Raw genomic sequence first — 15,501 nt, 5'->3', positions numbered from 1 at the left:
GGCAAGTATCCCGGTAGCAGGTGGGTAGCGCGGCGCGGGGAACCCACAGGTCCCATCGGAAACATCCGACCACTGACCTGTGAGCATCTCCGAGCAGACGTTGACCCGTCGCGGCGTGATGGGCGGGATGGCCGCGGCCGGCGCCGCGGCCGCCCTGGCCACCGGCGCGCCCGCCGTCGCCGCCGCGGCCGCGCCGGCCCCGGCCGCCTTCCTGCCCGCCGACCCGCTGCTGCACCTGCTGCGCCGGGCCACCTTCGGGCCCGGCCCGTCCTCGATCGCCGAGATCCGGCGGCTGGGCGCCAAGGCGTGGCTGGACCGGCAGCTCGACCCGTCCTCGATCGCCGACCCGGTGGCCGACGGCGTGCTCGCCCGTCTGCCGCTGGCCCGGCTGGGCATCGACGAGATCCGTGCCCGGGTCGCCGCCGGCACCCTCAAGCAGTACGGCTGGGAGCCGATGTGGCAGCTCGGCTACGCGGCCCTGACCCGGGCGCTCTGGAGCGAGCGGCAGCTGCTCGAGGTGATGACCGACCTCTGGAGCAACCACCTCAACGTGACCTGCCCGTCCGGTGACGTCTGGGACAGCCGGACCGACTACGACACGATGATCCGGAAGCACGCCCTCGGGAAGTTCTCCGACCTGCTCAAGGCGTCGGCCCGGCACCCGGCGATGCTCACCTACCTGGACAACCGCTACTCGACCCGGGCCGCGCCCAACGAGAACTACGGGCGGGAGCTGCTGGAACTGCACACCGTGGGGCAGGGGCACACCGAGGCCGACGTGAAGAACGCCGCCCGGCTGTTCACCGGCCTGACCGTGGACCGGGCCACCGGCCGGTACCGGTACGACGCCGCCGAGCACGCCACCGGGGCGATCCGGGTGCTCGACTTCCAGCACGCCAACACCACCGCGACCGGGGGCGAGGCGGCCGCGCTGGCCCTGCTCGACCACCTGGCGCTGCACCCGCTGACCGCCCGCCGGATCGTCACCAGGCTGTGCGTCCGTTTCGTCGCCGACGAGCCGCCCGCCTCGCTGATCACCACGTTGGTCAAGGTCTACCTCGACAACCGGTCGGCGATCGCGCCAGTGCTGCGGGCGCTGTTCGGGTCCGCCGAGTTCGCGGCGTCGATCGGGGCCAAGACCCGGACACCGTACGAGGATCTGGCGGCGACCGTGCGCATCCTCGGCTACGGCCCGGCCACCAGCGGCACCAAGTTCCTGGAGAGCCTCTACGGGATGGCGCGCGACGCCGGTCAGGCGCCGCTGGCCTGGGGGCCGCCGAACGGCTACCCGGACGTGGCCGCCGCCTGGGCCTCGCCGTCCGGGCTGCTGGTGCGGTGGAACTTCCACCTGTCGATCGCGGCCGGCTGGTGGCCGGAGACGCTGGTCCGGCCCGCGTCACTGCTCACCGGGACGGTGGGCGCACTGCCGGCGACCTACGGCGCGCTGATCGAGAAGACCGCGGTCCGCCTGTGCGGAATCGCACCCACCGCGAAGCAGATCGCGGCGCTGGCCGAATTCTACGGAAAGACGCCGGCGTCGCCGCTCAAGGCGAACGACCCGGCGGCCGGCTGGATGTACCCGTACCTGATGGGGATGCTGCTGAACTCCCCGTCCTTCGCGTTGAGGTGAGCCTGTGACGACTTCCGTGTGTGGATGCGAGGACAACCGGCAGGCCGTGCTCTCCCGGCGGCGGCTGCTGGCGGCCGGCGCCGGGGTGGCCGCCGGAGTGGCCGGGGCCACCGTCGACACCGGCCTGGCCTTCGCGGCCGACCCGGCGTACGCCGGTGACGTGCTGGTCCTGATCTCGCTGCGGGGCGGCTTCGACGGGCTGTCCGCCGTGGTGCCGGCCGGCGACCCCGCCTACTACGCCGCCCGGCCGGCCATCGGGGTGCCGAAGGCGCAGCTGATCGGGGGCGACGCGTTCTTCGGGCTGAACCCGGGGCTGGCGCCGCTGCTGCCGTACTGGACCGGCGGGAAGCTCGCCGCGGTGCACGCGGTCGGCCAGCCGGCGCCGAACCGGTCGCACTTCTCCGCCATGGAGGAGCTGGAGCGGGCGGCCCCCGGCACCTCGCTGCGGACCGGCTGGCTGAACCGGATGCTCGGCACGGTCGGCTCCGGCGACCCGTTCCAGGCGGTCGCGATGGGAACCGCCATGCCGGCCCGGGTCCTGGGCGGGCCGGCGCCGTACGTCGGAGTCACCGCGATCGACCGGATGGTGCTCACCGGGGACCAGGCCGACCGGCCGATCGCCGCCACCATGACCAGGCTGTTCGAGGACGCGCCCACCTCGCTCAGGGGCACCGCCGGGCAGTTGACCGGCGGCCTGCGGCAGGTCGCGAAACTGCGGGCCCAGGCGTACACGCCGGCCAACGGCGCGGTCTACCCGGGCAGCGACCTCGGCAACGCGCTGCGCGACGTGGCCCGGCTGATCAAGACGAACAGCGGGCTGCTGAGCGCGACGGTCGACTCCGGCGACTGGGACATGCACGAGAACCTCGGCGTCGCGGCGCCCGGCAAGCGGATGTACGACCAGCTCAAGGCGTTCGCCACCGCGCTCGCCGCGTTCGCCGCCGACCTGGGCCCGGACCACCTGCGCCGGGTCACCGTGATCACGATCAGCGAGTTCGGGCGCCGGGTGGCGCAGAACGGCTCGGGCGGTCTGGACCACGGCTACGGCAACGCCATGTTCGTCCTCGGCGGCAACGTCAAGGGCGGCAAGGTGTACGGCCGGTGGCCCGGCCTGACCGAGGCCCAGCTGCGCGACGGTGACCTGGCGGTGACCACCGACTACCGCGCGGTGATCGGCGAGATCCTGCGCTCCCGGTGCGGGGTGGCCGACCTGAACGGCGTGTTCCCCGGCGTCACCGCTGCGGGCCTGGGCATCGTCACCGCCAGGTGACGAACCGGACGATATTCGGCAAAACCTCTATAAGTCCCATCAGGTGCGTTCCACACTGATCGGATGTTGAGCAACCTGCTTGCCGAGATCATCGGCGCGCAGCGGCGGCAGCCCGCGGCGGACCGGTCCCCGGCCGGGCCGCCGCTGCGGATCCGCCGCCACGCCTCAGCCGAGGGCGCGCCGTTCTGGCGGTGGGACTGCACCGGCTGCGGCGAGTACGGCGGTGGCCGGCACCACGACGACGCCGTCACCCGGGCGCTGCGGCACTGCCGGGAACACCCGCGGCACCGCTCCTCCCTGGTCCCGCCGGCCCGCTGCCGGCAGGAGCCCACCTACCTGCCGCTGCACCCGATGCTCTACGCGCTCGACGACGACCCGCCACCCGAGCCGCTGGCGATCTGAGCGGTCCCGGCCGCCGGATGCCGGCCCGGCAGCGGCCGCGGCCGGCCGCCGAGGATCCCGGCCACCCTGAGGAACAGCGGATCGTCGACCACACCGGCCAGATCCCGGTCGAGGGGGATGCGCCAGTTCGGGTACTCGTCGAAGGTGCCCGGCAGGTTCGGCTGGCGGTGCTCCATCAGGACGTCGTGCAGCGAGGCGACGACGAAACGGCAGGGCGTACGGGCGAGGAACTCGTGCATGGCCGTCACCACCTCCTCGGCCGCCGGCTCGGCCCCGTTCAGCAGGCCCTCGGCGCGCAGCCGGTCCAGCAACTGCCCCCGGTCCTCCCGCCAGGCCGCCCGCTCCCGCTCGACCGGGCCGGTCAGCTGACCCAGCGCGGCGCGTACCTCGACCTGCTCGCCGGCCAGGAAGCCGGAAGCGGTCGGCAGATCGTGGGTGGAGACGCTGGCCAGCGCGTTGCGCGGATATCCGGCCGAAGGACGGTAGCCGCCCACCTCGTCCCGGGTGAACCAGAGCACCGCCGAGCCCAGCATGTTGGTCCGCTCCAGCCCTTCGGTGACCACCGGCATGACCGTCCCCAGGTCCTCGCCGATCACCACGGCCCCGGCCCGGTACGCCTCCAGCGCCAGGATCCCCAGCATCGCCTCCGGGTCGTAGTGCACGTACGTCCCCTTGGCCGCCCCGAGGCCGGACGGCACCCACCACAGCCGCCAGAGCCCCGCCACGTGGTCGACCCGCAGCCCGCCCGCATGCCGGAAGATCCGCCGCAGCATGTCCCGGTAGGCCGCGTACCCGGTCTCGACCAGCCGGTCCGGCCGCCACGCCACCCCGCCCCACTCCTGGCCGAGCTGGTTGAACGCGTCCGGCGGCGCCCCGGTCCGGGCCTCCATGGCCAGCACGTCCTGCAGCAGCCATCCGTCGGCGCCGCCCGGCTCGACCGCCACCGCGAGGTCGTGCACGATGCCGACCGGCATGCCGTGCTCCCGGGCCGCCTCCCCGGCCGTGTCGAACTGCTCCTCCAGCAGCGCCTGCACCCAGACGTGGAAGGCGATCCGGTCACCGCGGTACGCCAGCACCGCCGGAGCGCCGGGGCGGCGCAGCTCCTCCGGCCACTCCCGCCAGTCCGGCCCGTGCTCCTCGGCCAGCGCGCAGAACCGGGCGAAGTCGGTGAGCCCCGGATCCCGGTCCAGGTCGACCGGCCCGGCCAGCGGCCAGAGCAGATCCAGCGCCGCGAACTTGGCGGCCAGCACGGCGTCGTAGTCGATCAGGCCGTCCACCGGCGGCGCCGGCCGCAGCGCGTCCACCCGGGCCCGCAGCGCCGGATCGGCCCGCCGGTACTCGCCGGTGTCGGCCACCCGCAGGTAGAGCGGGTTGGCGAAACGCCGGCTCGACGGCGAGTACGGCGATGCCGGCACCGGCCTGGTCGGCGTGACCGCGTGCAGCGGGTTCAGCACCACCAGCCCGGCGCCGGCCGCCCCGGCCACGAAGTCGCGCAGGTCACCGAGGTCGCCCATGCCCCACGAGCCGGCCGAGTGGAGCGTGTAGAGCTGCACCATCCAGCCCCAGGTGTGCGGCGGCTCGGGCAGCCGGGTGGGCACCACCACGAGAGTGACCTCCTGGCCGCCGCAGTGCAGCCGGTGCCAGCCCAGCGGCAGGTCACCGGGCAGCCGCCGGTCCACCGCCCGTACGCCGCCGTCCTCCAGCCGGATCTCGGCCGGCCCGGGCAGCGCCCGCCCGGCGCCCTCCCGCAGCACGATCGTGCCGGGCAGCCGGTCACCGGTGTCCCGGCGCCGGGCCGCGGCCAGCGACGCACGGACCGCCGCCGGGGTGCTCGCGTCGACGCCCAGCATGCCGAGCACGCCGATCACCGACTCGGCGGCCACGTCGGTGCGTTTGCGCCGCCAGTTCTCGTACCACGTGGCCACCCCGTGTGCCCCGGCCAGCGCCACCAGATCCGCGTCCATCGTCCGTCCCCTTCGGTCGGCAACCACTCCGTACACGATCCCTCACGCGTTGCGTACATCCGTCAGCATGGGGCACATGGCTGACATGACCTCAGTGATCAGGAAGTGGTTCACCGCGGCATTGGCCGGCGTGACGATGGCGTTGCTGGTCCCGGCGGCGGCCTGGGCGTCGAGCGGCACCGGCGAGATGATGATCGAGGCGGCCCGCCGCGGGCGGCGGGGCGGCTTCGGCTTCTTCGGGGTGTTCTGCTGCCTGTTCGTGGTGGGGGTCATCGCCGTCGTGGTCCTGCTGATCTCCCGCGGCCGCAGACGCCGGTGACTCGCTTCGCTCCTTTGGGGGTACGCGTGACCTCGTCCCGCTCCGATCAGGGCCGTCCCGTCCGGTCGGCGCGATCTCGCTGCCTGCTCCGGCCTGTGCCGCACCCGCCGGGCTGAGACGGAGCGATCTTGGACGATTTGCCACCCGAGGGAGCCTTCTTGGCTGCCTACGGCCGAATCCGCAATCCCTCGACAGCAGGACGCGCCACCCGGAGCGATCTTGAACGATTTACCACCCGAGGCGATGGTAAATCGTTCAAGATCGCACAACAGCGGCGGGCAAAGCGGGCGAAACGGGCGACTGTCTCCGGTGAAAGCCGCATTTCTGCCTAACGCGGCGGACGGCGGCCCCATGCGCGACTCGACACCGAGGCTACCCACAATCGACACTGCCGCCGTGCGCACCCACCCACCCTCGGTTAACCGTGACCACCCGCCCAGCCGGACCGGCGCTACGGCCGGGAGCGGGCAATCCCGGTGCCTGGCCGGCAAACCGTGACCACCCGCCCCGGGTGACCGGCGCTACGGCCGGAAGCAGGGGGCGGCCGTGACCGGCGGCATGTGAGCGAGTGGCCACCGGCCCGGGCACCGATCTGCGCCCGGCGGGCGCGGCACAGGCCGGAGCGGGCAGCGAGATCGCGCCGACCGGACGGGACGGCCCTGAAATGGCGGGACAGCGACACGCGTACCGGAAAAGGGGTTTCTCTAGAGCTTGAGGAACAGCGCCGGCACCAGGGTCGGATCCCAGCCGGGCAGGGACGTGTGCGGCTCGCGCACCCGGTAGACGACGTTGCGCTGGGAGACCAGATCCCCGGTCCGGTAGGCGGTGAACGGCCGCCATGCCGGCGCGGACTTCGAGGCGACCGGGGTGGTGATCCGGGCGGTGACGGTGACCGCGTCGACCACCATGCCGGAGGAGCGGTACCCACCGCCGGACCCCGGGCTCAGCACGAAGGTGTACGGCCGGCTGTCCTTCTCCGGGGTGAGGCGGAGGACGTCGCGGCCGTCCAGTGACCAGGTCAGCGTGGTCGGGGTCCAGTCGACGGCGTACGTGTGGAAGTCGTCGCCGTCCACCCGGTCGGAGCCGAGCACCTCGACCTGTCCGGCCGGCGCCTGCCCGTCGGCGCCGAGCACCCCGAGGGGCCGCCGTGTGCCGTCCTCCCGGTTCACCAGGATCCGCGCTTCGGCCCGCCCGTACGCCTGCCCGAAGGTCTTCTCGGTGCGCAGCGCCGAGCCGAGCAGAAGGTGTCCGTCGCCGTCCAGCCAGGCGGAGTTCCGGCGGTCGCCGCCGGTGTCCCAGCGGCCGGCGTCGGGGGTGTCGCCGCGGTCGCCGGAGAAGTCGTCGCGGAGCACCACGCGGTTCACCGTGTCGGCCACGGCGGCGGTGGGTGTCACCGTCGACGCCCCGGCCCCGGAGACGACCACCACGGCCGCGGCCAGCGCACGCCGCAGGCTCCCGCTCAGCATCGAACAACCCCCATTTCAGATCAGCAGGGTGCACTGTGCGGACCTGGGAGCGCTCTCAGCAAGGGTTTCGCCGAGAAATTTACGATCTAGTCGTAGTCCGGCTCACGGGTCTCGTGCATCGCCAGCTCCTCCGCGCTCGCGCCGCCACCGGCCGCACCCGCGTCGTAGGCGATGCTGTCCGCCTCGTCGTCCCAGCCGGAACCGCTGTCCGGCGCGACCAGGCGGCCCACCCGGCGCGGATCGTCGTCGTCCAGCTGGCCGTCGTCGTAGAGCGAGATCGGCGACCGCGGATCCGACGTCGGGCCCTGGCCCCACACGTCCCGGTCCAGGTCACGCCGCTCCGGATCGTCGAGCGTCTCGTCCAGCGGGTCGCGGCGCGGCGGGATGGCCGGCTCGGCCCCGACGTCCGGTTCCTCCTGGCGCAGCCGGCGGTCCAGTGACTCGCCCCGGCGCTGCTCCTCGGCGGTGTCGCCGAACCGGTTCGACCCACCCGGTCCGGTGCCGGCGAGTGCGGCCGGATCCCGGCCGTCGCTCCACCGCGGGCTGTTCACCTCGTCGTACGCGGTCGAATCGTCATCGGCGGTGTCCGGCAGTCCGGAGGCCTCCGGATCGATGACCTCAGTCGGGTAGTCGTTGTCTCGCATGCCCGTTGACTACCCACGCCCAGGGCGGCTCATGCCCCTTCGAGGCGAGCCCAGACGACCTTGCCGTCGGTCAGCGCCAGATGACCCCAGCGGGCCGAGACCGCGTCGATCAACAACAGGCCACGACCACCGTACGAGGTGACCGGCACCGGCCCGGTGAAGCGCGGCAGCACGGGGGAGCCGTCGCGCACCGCCACGCTCATCGTCGCGCCGTGCAGCGCCAGCAGGACCCGCATCGGCGTACCGGCGTGCGCCACCACGTTGTTGACCAGCTCGGTCGCCACGATGCAGGCGTTGCCGGCCAGGCCGGGCCGCTCCCAGCGCCCGCACGCCTCGGTGACCATCTCGCGGGCGGCCCGGGCCGCGCCCGCCACCGGATCGAGGTCCAGGCCGGCCCGGTGATCGGCGGTCGGCGGGCCGAGAGCCGCGATGGCGCCGGCCGGGTCGGGCCAGACCGGCCACCCGGTGTCGTGCCAGGCCGATGCGCCGGCCGGGTCGCAGAGCATCAGGTGGCTGCCCGGCCAGTCCCGGGTCTCCTCGCGGATCTCGCGCAGTACAGCCACCGCGGCGGCCCGGGACACCCGCAGATCCGCCACGTCGACTACGAGTGCCTCGGGCTGGGTGGCGAGCACGGCGAGTAACGCCGTACGGATCGGAGCGGCGGTGTCGTCGTCGAGCACTCCGGTGATCCGGACCAACGGGTAGCCACGGTCACGGTCCACCCGGTGACGAACCTCGCTCGACATGATCGCTCCATTGTGCATAACACGTCCCGTCGTCGCATTTCGGCGCGTGCGGATCCGGTGCCGCGATCAGCCGCAAAGGGCGCTTCGACGGGCATGTCCGAGGTGGTACCCCGGTCCGGGACGTGTATGCCGGAAAGAGCGGGTCAGCTCCGGCGGGCCAGCGCGGTCAGCACGCTCTCGTGCAGCAGCCCGTTCGTGCCGATCACCGAGCTCTTGTCGGCGGTCGGCCGCCCGTCCAGATCGGTGATGCGGCCGCCCGCCTCGGTCACGATCGGGATGAGCGCCGCCATGTCCCAGAGCGACAGTTCCGGCTCGGCCATCGCGTCCAGCGCGCCCTCGGCCAGCAGCATGTAGCCGTAGAAGTCACCGTAGGCCCGGCTGCGCCACACGCCGAGCAGGATGTCCATCATCTGGTCCAGGCGGCCGATCTCGGCCCAGCCGTTCAGGCTCGCGTAGCAGAAACTGGCGTCGGTCATCCGGCGCACCGAGGAGACGTTGATCCGGGTCGCCGAGTGCTGGTTCTTCCCGGCGAACGCGCCCAGGCCGCGACCGGCCCACCAGCGCCGGCCCAGGGCCGGCGCGGACACCAGGCCGACGACCGGGGTGTCACCCTCCATCAGCGCGATCAGGGTGGCCCAGATCGGTACGCCGCGGACGAAGTTCTTCGTCCCGTCGATCGGGTCGATCACCCAGTACCGGCTGCCAGGGCCGGCGGCCGCGGCCGACCGGCCGAACTCCTCGCCCAGCACCCCGTCCCGGGGGCGCGCCCGGGCCAGCGTGGCGCGGATCGCCTTCTCCACGGCGGTGTCCGCGTCGGACACCGGGGTGAGATCCGGTTTCGACTCCACCCTCAGGTCGAGCGCGCGGAACCGGGCCATCGAGATGGTGTCGGCCGAGTCGGCGAGGACGTGGGCAAGCGCAAGATCGTCGGCATATCCGGCCATGCCGAAAAGCTAGCCCATCCGGCGCCGGTCAGCGTGCCGGGTTTCCCGCTTTCCAAGATCAGATTTCCCGGCGGCCCGGTCCCGCGGGATCAGACCCCCTCCGCGGGCTGGTCGCGCACGTCACCCTCACCGGCACGCGAGGCCAGCAGGCGACGGTACGACGCCAGACGGCGCTCGTCGGCCTTCCCCTCGGCCACCCAGGCGTCCAGCCGGCAGTCCACTTCCGCGGCCGTGTGCCCGCAGTTCGGCTGATCCTCGAGCGTGCCCTCGACCAGGTCCGGGAACCCGTGCAGCAGGCTCTCCGCGCTCACGTGCGCCAGCCCGAAGCTGCGGATCCCGGGAGTGTCGACGATCCAGCCCGGGTCCCGGCGGGAGCGGCCGACCGCCGGCAGGCGCAGCGCCACCGCGCTGGTCGAGGTGTGCCGCCCCTTCCCGATCGCGCTGACCGCGCCGACCGCCCGCAACGCGTCCGGCACCAGGCGGTTGACCAGCGTCGACTTGCCCACGCCGGAGTGCCCGACCAGCACCGAGATGCGGCCGGCCAGCCGGGCGCGCAGCTCCTCCAGGTCGCTGCCGGGCCGGACCAGCACGTGCGGCAGGTCCAGTTCGGCGTAGTAGCCGAGCACACCCTCCGGCCCGGCCAGGTCGGCCTTGGTGAGGCAGAGCAGCGGTTCCACGTCCGCGTCGTACGCCGCCACCAGGCACCGGTCGATGAACCCGGTCCGCGGCGGCGGGTCGGACAGCGCGCTGACGATCACCAGCTGGTCCGCGTTGGCCACCACGACCCGCTCCAGCCGGCCCTCGGGCGTGGTGTCGTCGTCGTCCGCCGTCCGGCGGAGAACCGACGTGCGGTCGCTGATCCGGACGATCCGGGCCAGCGCGCCGGGTGCCCCCGAGACGTCCCCGACCAGGGCCACCCGGTCGCCCACCACCACCGACTTGCGGCCCAGCTCGCGGGCCCGCATCGCGGTGATCACCTCGGTGCCGCCGCTGTCCTCGCGGACGCAGCCGTACCGTCCCCGGTCGACGGTGATGACCAGGCCGTCGATCGCGTCGTCGTGCTTCGGGCGCGTCCGGGTACGCGGACGCGACGACTTACCCGGCCGGATCCGGACGTCGTCCTCGTCGTACTCCCGTTTACGCGCTGGCAGATCTAGCTCCTCGCCACGAGTCCCGCCCAGAGTTCGGGGAACTCGGGCAACGTCTTCGAGGTACAACCTACGTCGGTCAGGTGGACGCCCTGCACGGCGAGTCCGATTACGGCCGCGGCGTGCGCCATCCGATGGTCCGCGTACGTCTCGAAGGCGGCCCCGCGCGGCGGCCCCGGGACGATGCGCAGCCCGTCGGGGAACTCGGTCACCCCGGCGCCCACCCTGCCCAGCTCGGTGGCGAGGGCGGTGATCCGGTCGGTCTCGTGGCCCCGGATGTGCTCCACCCCGCGCAGCTCGGACGGCCCCTCGGCGAGCGCGGCCAGCGCCGCCACCACCGGGGTCAGCTCGCCCACCTCGGAGAGGTCGGCGGTGATGCCGCGCAGCGTGCCGGTGCCCCGCACGGTCAGTCCCTCGGCGGACCGGGTGACCTCGGCGCCCAGCGCCTCGAAGATCCCGATGGCCTGGTCGACCGGCTGCCAGCTGTCGGCCGGCCAGCCGGCCAGCGTGACGGCGCCGCCGGTGACCGCGGCCGCCGCGAAGAACGGCGCCGCCCCGGACAGGTCGGGCTCGATGACCCAGGTGCGGCCGTGCAGCGGACCGGGCTCGACCGTCCACATGTCGGCCACGCTGTCGTCGATCACCGCGCCGGCGGCCCGCAGCATGTGCGCCGTCATCCGCAGGTGCGGCGCGGACGGCACCGGCGGGCCCTCGTGCCGCAGGGTCAGCCCTTTGGCGAACCGGGCCGCGGAGAGCAGCAGGCCGGAGACGAACTGGCTGGACGCCGAGGCGTCGATCACCGCCTCGCCGCCGGCCACCACGCCGGTGCCGTGCACGGTCAGCGGCAGGCCGTCGATCGGTGAGGCGTCCACCGTCACGCCGAGCGAGCGCAGCACCGCGACGATCGGGCGCAGCGGCCGCTTGCGCATGTGCGGGTCGCCGTCGAACTCGACCACGCCCTCGGCCAGCGCGGCGGCCGGCGGCAGGAACCGGGTGATGGTGCCGGCCAGCCCCACGTCCACCCGGGCCGGGCCGCGCAGCGGGCCGGGGGTGACGGTCCACCGGTCGTCGGCCGAGGTGTCCACCTCGACACCGAGCGCACGCAGGCCGGCCGCCATCAGCACGGTGTCACGGGCCCGCAGCGGCGCCTCGATCACCGAGGGGCCGTCGGCCAGCGCGGCGAGGATCAGGGCACGGGCGGTCATCGACTTGGAGCCGGGCAGCCGCACGGTCGTGGTGACCGGGCCGGTGGCGGTCGGGGCGAGCCAGGGACGGGGTTCTGCAGTCACGCCGCCATTCTGCCGCCGCCGTACGACGGTTCCGGCCCGCCTTCCCGCCTCCCGGGACATTTCCAGGCGGACGTGTGAGGCCCACCGGAGTGTCACGGGGCGGACGAGTGTTCGAAACCGGCGTACCGTGCTGCCCATGTGCGGGCGATACGCGACCACCCGGAGCAACGCGGACCTCACCAGGCTGTTCGAGGCCGTGGATGTGGCCGAGCCGCTGCGCGCGAGCTGGAACGTCGCACCCACCGACCCGGTGCCGCTGATCCGGATGTCGAAGGAGCACGAGGGCCGGGTGCTGGACACCGCCCGCTGGGGTCTCGTGCCGCACTGGGCGAAGGACCTGAAGGTCGGCGCCCGCATGATCAATGCGCGCGCGGAGACGGTCGCCGAGCTGCGGTCGTTCGCCCCGTCGTTCGCCAAGCGCCGCTGCCTGGTCCCGGCCGACGGCTGGTTCGAGTGGGTCCGCGACGGCAAGGAGAAGCAGGCGTTCTACATGACGCCGGCGGACGGGTCGCCGCTCGCCTTCGCCGGCCTCTGGTCGGCCTGGGGCCCGGAGTCGGTGCTCACGTGCAGCGTGGTCACCACCGCGGCGGTCGGCGGCCTGACCCGGGTGCACGACCGGATGCCGCTCGTCCTGCCGCCCGAGCGGTGGGCGGACTGGCTGGCCGGCGGTGGCGAGCCGGAGCGGTTGTTGCGCCCGCTCTCCGAACGGGAACTGGAAGCCATCGAAATCCGTCCGGTCGGACCGACGGTCGGCAATGTGCGCAACAACGGACCGGAGTTGATCGAAGTCGATCCGCAGGTAACGCTTTTTTGAACAAGTGAAGATCAACAAAGGTCTTTGTCGGTTTATGTGGCCATTCTCGTTGGCCAACTTTGTTTCAAGATAGATCACCCCCTTGTTCTGATCTTGTACCCTGCGGTACAAACCAGCGCCGGAGTGGTGCCGGACCGTAAGGTGCGGCCTGGCCGCCACAGCAGTTCCGGTCCCACGGGGGAGGTGGGCTGATGACACGAGCACGCATGCCGCGTCCGCACGAGGTAGCCATCGCGCGACGCGACCCGCGGCTGCTCGAGGCGATCGCGCAACGACGTACCGACGAGGCCTGGCGCACACGGGGCGCCTGCCGCAGCGTGGATCCCGAGACGTTCTTTCCCGCGCCGAACGAGCCGTCCGGGGGCGCCGTCGCCCTCTGCGGCACGTGCGAGGTGCAGGGCCCATGCCTGGCCTGGGCGCTCCAGGTCGGCGACTGCCACGGCGTCTGGGGCGGCACCACGCCACGGGAGCGCCGGGCCATGCTGGTGGCCTGGCGGGAGCGGATCCAGGCCGACGGTGAGGAGATCGACGACTCGCCGGACGCCGAGGATCGCCGTCTGCTCAACCTGATTCCGGTCAGTCGCTGATACAACGGGACTCGTGTCCCGTACGGATCTTGAAATCGAAACGCCGCGCGGCCCCGCGGTCGTGGCCGTCAGCGACCCCTCCGGTCCGGCGCTGTCCCTGCTCGTCCTCGGTCACGGGGCCGGTGGCGGGGTCGACGCGCCGGACCTGGTGGCGGTGTGCGACGCCGCGGTGGCCGCCGGGGTCCGGGTCGCCCTGGTCACGCAGCCGTACCGGGTGGCCGGCCGTCGTGCGCCCGCGCCGGCCGGGCACCTCGACGAGGCCTGGACCGCGGTGGTGCGCGCGATCGGCGTACCGGGGATGCCGTTGATCGTGGGCGGGCGCTCCAGCGGAGCGCGCGTCGCGTGCCGGACCGCGACCACCCTCGGCGCCGCGGGGGTGCTCGCCCTGGCCTTCCCGCTGCATCCGCCGGGCAAGCCGGAGAAGAGCCGGGCGGGGGAGCTGCCCACCGATCTGCCGGCACTGGTGATCAACGGTGACCGGGACCCGTTCGGGGTGCCGGAGCCGGCCGGCACGGTCGAGGTGGCCGTTCGGCCGGGCGCCGTGCACGATCTGCGCAAAGGCCTCTCCGACTCGGTGGTGATCGCGATCGAATGGCTCCGCCGCCATTCCTGGGCGCGCTGAGATAGGGAATGTGAGGAACCCTGGCCGGCGTTACAGCGGATGAGACTTTGTCGGCGGGAAGGGGTTCTGTGGTGCGTGCCGGTACCGAATGCGTCGAGCGTGACGGCCGGGGGGCGAACCGGGTGCGGGGCCTTCTGAGCTCCCCCGAGTGGCCCGCGGCCGGGGCTCCGCAGGTGTCGCCGTCGGTGAGCGTGAGCACACCCGCGGTTTTCGAGAGCGTCACGCGGGCTCGACCCGTATCCTCGGCGGGGCGGTCGAGGGGAGAGTCCAGGGTGGCCCAGAGGGAGCGGATCGAGGAGCGCCGAGAGCGCTTCGAGCGTGAGGCGTTGCCGTTCGTCGACCAGCTGTACGCGGCCGGCCTGCGGATGACCCGGAATCCGGCCGACGCCGAGGACCTGGTGCAGGAGACGTTCCTGAAGGCGTTCTCCGCCTTCCACCAGTTCGAACAGGGGACGAACCTCAAGGCCTGGCTCTACCGGATCCTGACGAACACGTACATCAACTCGTACCGGCGCAAGCAGCGGCAGCCGGTGCAGGCGCCGACCGAGGAGATCACCGACTGGCAGCTCGCGTCGAGCGAGTCGCACACGTCGCAGGGTCTGCGGTCGGCCGAGACCGAGGCGCTGGACCGGCTTCCGGACAGCGACATCAAGGAAGCGCTGCAATCCCTGCCGGAGGACTTCCGGCTCGCCGTCTACCTCGCCGATGTCGAGGGTTTCTCGTACAAGGAGATCGCCGACATCATGGGCACGCCGATCGGCACGGTCATGTCCCGGCTGCACCGCGGCCGGCGCAACCTGCGCAAGCTGCTCGAGCAGTACGCGGCGGACCGGGGCATCACCCGGGCCGCGACCTCCGAGCCGCAGGGGGCATGACGAGATGGAGCCCGAGGAGAACGAGAACGACTGCGGGATCGTCCTGAGCGAGGTCTATCTCTACCTGGACCTGGAGTGCTCGGAGGAGCGCCGCCGGCTGATCCAGAAGCACCTCGACGAGTGCGCCGGCTGCCTGCGCGAGTTCGGCATCGAGCACGACGTGAAGGCGCTGGTCAGCCGGTGCTGCGGCGACGAGCGGGCGCCGGCCGAGCTGCGTGACCGGCTGCGTCACAAGCTGGGGCAGCTCGAGGTGCAGACGGAGACCAAGGAGTTCCTGCCCTGAGGTGACGAACCCGGAGGGGACGAACCTGAGGTGACGAAAGGCCCGGCGATCGCCGGGCCTTCTCGTTTTTCAGCTGTTGGGGCGCTTGCCGTGGTTGGCGCCGCTCTTCTTACGGGCCTTCTTCTTGCGAGCCTTCTTGGCCATGTCGCGTCTCCTGTTCGTGGTGCTGGAACTCGTTGCCGATCGTAATGGGCCGGTCCGGCCGGACCGGACTCACCCGCGTCCGATCCGTGATGTGATGGCCTTCACCGAACCGTGCCGACGGACGAGGAGGCCGAGCCATGGCGGACGAGATCCGTGCCGAGATGGGGGCCAACGTGTGGAAGGTCGTGACAGCGCCCGGCGCCACCGTCACCCAGGGGGACACGCTGGTCATCCTGGAGTCGATGAAGATGGAGGTCCCGGTGCACGCCGAGACCGGCGGGACGGTCGCCCGGCTGGCCGTGCACGAGGGTGACACGGTCCAGGAGGGCGACCTCATCGCCGTCATCGACTAGG

Annotated in this window: 18 protein-coding genes; 10 read left to right on the top strand and 8 right to left on the bottom strand. The window is 72.6% G+C overall.

The window, feature by feature from the left end:
- The first annotated feature begins 79 nt into the window (after window positions 1–79).
- The 3 genes from BJ964_RS05740 to BJ964_RS05730 all read left to right on the top strand — a co-directional run bounded on the left by BJ964_RS05740 (window position 80) and on the right by BJ964_RS05730 (window position 3,302).
- On the top strand, window positions 80–1,630 hold the full coding sequence (locus BJ964_RS05740) for a DUF1800 domain-containing protein (RefSeq protein WP_229806582.1): 1,551 nt from the start codon (window positions 80–82) through the stop codon (window positions 1,628–1,630).
- Between the two features lie 4 nt (window positions 1,631–1,634).
- Complete coding sequence (locus BJ964_RS05735; protein WP_229806581.1) at window positions 1,635–2,900, top strand: DUF1501 domain-containing protein; 1,266 nt, start codon at window positions 1,635–1,637, stop codon at window positions 2,898–2,900.
- 63 nt (window positions 2,901–2,963) lie between these two features.
- Window positions 2,964–3,302, top strand: coding sequence for a hypothetical protein (locus BJ964_RS05730; RefSeq protein ID WP_188119699.1), 339 nt, complete (start codon window positions 2,964–2,966; stop codon window positions 3,300–3,302).
- Here the strand turns inward: BJ964_RS05730 and malQ are convergent.
- On the bottom strand, window positions 3,257–5,266 hold the full coding sequence (gene malQ / locus BJ964_RS05725) for a 4-alpha-glucanotransferase (protein ID WP_188119698.1): 2,010 nt from the start codon (window positions 5,264–5,266) through the stop codon (window positions 3,257–3,259). The genes BJ964_RS05730 and malQ overlap by 46 nt on opposite strands.
- An 85-nt stretch (window positions 5,267–5,351) precedes the next feature.
- Between malQ and BJ964_RS05720 the strand changes: the two genes are divergently transcribed.
- Window positions 5,352–5,585, top strand: coding sequence for a hypothetical protein (locus BJ964_RS05720; RefSeq protein ID WP_188126807.1), 234 nt, complete (start codon window positions 5,352–5,354; stop codon window positions 5,583–5,585).
- Window positions 5,586–6,289: 704 nt separating this feature from the next.
- On the opposite strand, the gene BJ964_RS05715 is transcribed toward BJ964_RS05720, so the two are convergent.
- The 6 genes from BJ964_RS05715 to aroA form a co-directional block, all read right to left on the bottom strand.
- Window positions 6,290–7,051: a carbohydrate-binding protein gene (locus BJ964_RS05715; RefSeq protein WP_188119697.1), complete on the bottom strand. Its 762-nt coding sequence runs from the start codon at window positions 7,049–7,051 to the stop codon at window positions 6,290–6,292.
- A gap of 86 nt (window positions 7,052–7,137) precedes the next feature.
- Complete coding sequence (locus BJ964_RS05710) at window positions 7,138–7,695, bottom strand: DUF5709 domain-containing protein (protein ID WP_188119696.1); 558 nt, start codon at window positions 7,693–7,695, stop codon at window positions 7,138–7,140.
- Window positions 7,696–7,724: 29 nt separating this feature from the next.
- On the bottom strand, window positions 7,725–8,441 hold the full coding sequence (locus tag BJ964_RS05705; RefSeq protein WP_229806580.1) for an ATP-binding protein: 717 nt from the start codon (window positions 8,439–8,441) through the stop codon (window positions 7,725–7,727).
- 143 nt (window positions 8,442–8,584) lie between these two features.
- Window positions 8,585–9,385, bottom strand: a complete 801-nt coding sequence (hisN, locus tag BJ964_RS05700; RefSeq protein ID WP_188119694.1) for a histidinol-phosphatase — start codon at window positions 9,383–9,385, stop codon at window positions 8,585–8,587.
- An 89-nt stretch (window positions 9,386–9,474) separates the two neighbouring features.
- Window positions 9,475–10,536: a ribosome small subunit-dependent GTPase A gene (gene rsgA / locus BJ964_RS05695; protein WP_188126805.1), complete on the bottom strand. Its 1,062-nt coding sequence runs from the start codon at window positions 10,534–10,536 to the stop codon at window positions 9,475–9,477.
- A gap of 2 nt (window positions 10,537–10,538) precedes the next feature.
- A complete protein-coding gene (gene aroA, locus BJ964_RS05690; protein WP_188126806.1) occupies window positions 10,539–11,882 on the bottom strand; it encodes a 3-phosphoshikimate 1-carboxyvinyltransferase in 1,344 nt (447 codons plus the stop codon).
- A 76-nt stretch (window positions 11,883–11,958) separates the two neighbouring features.
- Here aroA and BJ964_RS05685 point away from each other — a divergent pair, with 76 nt between their 5' ends.
- The 5 genes from BJ964_RS05685 (at window position 11,959) to rsrA (ending at window position 15,003) form a co-directional block, all read left to right on the top strand.
- Window positions 11,959–12,636, top strand: a complete 678-nt coding sequence (locus BJ964_RS05685; protein WP_188119693.1) for an SOS response-associated peptidase — start codon at window positions 11,959–11,961, stop codon at window positions 12,634–12,636.
- Between the two features lie 191 nt (window positions 12,637–12,827).
- Window positions 12,828–13,223, top strand: coding sequence for a WhiB family transcriptional regulator (locus BJ964_RS05680; protein ID WP_183216962.1), 396 nt, complete (start codon window positions 12,828–12,830; stop codon window positions 13,221–13,223).
- Between the two features lie 13 nt (window positions 13,224–13,236).
- Window positions 13,237–13,845, top strand: a complete 609-nt coding sequence (locus tag BJ964_RS05675) for an alpha/beta hydrolase family protein (protein ID WP_188119692.1) — start codon at window positions 13,237–13,239, stop codon at window positions 13,843–13,845.
- Between the two features lie 71 nt (window positions 13,846–13,916).
- Window positions 13,917–14,720, top strand: a complete 804-nt coding sequence (locus BJ964_RS05670) for a sigma-70 family RNA polymerase sigma factor (protein ID WP_188119691.1) — start codon at window positions 13,917–13,919, stop codon at window positions 14,718–14,720.
- Window positions 14,721–14,724: 4 nt separating this feature from the next.
- A complete protein-coding gene (gene rsrA / locus BJ964_RS05665) occupies window positions 14,725–15,003 on the top strand; it encodes a mycothiol system anti-sigma-R factor (RefSeq protein ID WP_183216956.1) in 279 nt (92 codons plus the stop codon).
- 69 nt (window positions 15,004–15,072) lie between these two features.
- On the opposite strand, the gene BJ964_RS49495 is transcribed toward rsrA, so the two are convergent.
- Entirely contained in the window at window positions 15,073–15,147 is a 75-nt protein-coding gene (locus BJ964_RS49495; RefSeq protein WP_369700219.1) for a 50S ribosomal protein bL37, read from the bottom strand.
- 137 nt (window positions 15,148–15,284) lie between these two features.
- Between BJ964_RS49495 and BJ964_RS05660 the strand changes: the two genes are divergently transcribed.
- Window positions 15,285–15,500 carry a biotin/lipoyl-binding carrier protein gene (locus BJ964_RS05660; protein WP_188119690.1) on the top strand — a complete coding sequence of 72 codons (216 nt, stop codon included), beginning with the start codon at window positions 15,285–15,287 and terminating at the stop codon, window positions 15,498–15,500.
- The last annotated feature ends 1 nt before the right edge of the window (window position 15,501 follow it).

This window comes from Actinoplanes lobatus (assembly GCF_014205215.1).
GTDB classification, from domain to species: Bacteria; Actinomycetota; Actinomycetes; order Mycobacteriales; family Micromonosporaceae; genus Actinoplanes; species Actinoplanes lobatus.
The sequence above is the reverse complement of the archived record's forward strand: the minus strand, read 5'-3'. Positions and strand labels throughout refer to the sequence as shown.

Bases quoted from the DNA above. Each gene is read 5' to 3' on its own strand.
- BJ964_RS05685 (WP_188119693.1), top strand. From the start codon at position 11,959: ATGTGCGGGCGATACGCGACCACCCGGAGCAACGCGGACCTCACCAGG.
- BJ964_RS05680 (WP_183216962.1), top strand. From the start codon at position 12,828: ATGACACGAGCACGCATGCCGCGTCCGCACGAGGTAGCCATCGCGCGA.
- BJ964_RS05720 (WP_188126807.1), top strand. From the start codon at position 5,352: ATGACCTCAGTGATCAGGAAGTGGTTCACCGCGGCATTGGCCGGCGTG.
- BJ964_RS05710 (WP_188119696.1), bottom strand. From the start codon at position 7,695: ATGCGAGACAACGACTACCCGACTGAGGTCATCGATCCGGAGGCCTCC.
- BJ964_RS05660 (WP_188119690.1), top strand. From the start codon at position 15,285: ATGGCGGACGAGATCCGTGCCGAGATGGGGGCCAACGTGTGGAAGGTC.
- BJ964_RS05730 (WP_188119699.1), top strand. From the start codon at position 2,964: ATGTTGAGCAACCTGCTTGCCGAGATCATCGGCGCGCAGCGGCGGCAG.
- aroA (WP_188126806.1), bottom strand. From the start codon at position 11,882: ATGTCCCGGGAGGCGGGAAGGCGGGCCGGAACCGTCGTACGGCGGCGG.
- BJ964_RS05705 (WP_229806580.1), bottom strand. From the start codon at position 8,441: ATGTCGAGCGAGGTTCGTCACCGGGTGGACCGTGACCGTGGCTACCCG.
- hisN (WP_188119694.1), bottom strand. From the start codon at position 9,385: ATGGCCGGATATGCCGACGATCTTGCGCTTGCCCACGTCCTCGCCGAC.
- malQ (WP_188119698.1), bottom strand. From the start codon at position 5,266: ATGGACGCGGATCTGGTGGCGCTGGCCGGGGCACACGGGGTGGCCACG.
- BJ964_RS05715 (WP_188119697.1), bottom strand. From the start codon at position 7,051: ATGCTGAGCGGGAGCCTGCGGCGTGCGCTGGCCGCGGCCGTGGTGGTC.
- rsrA (WP_183216956.1), top strand. From the start codon at position 14,725: ATGGAGCCCGAGGAGAACGAGAACGACTGCGGGATCGTCCTGAGCGAG.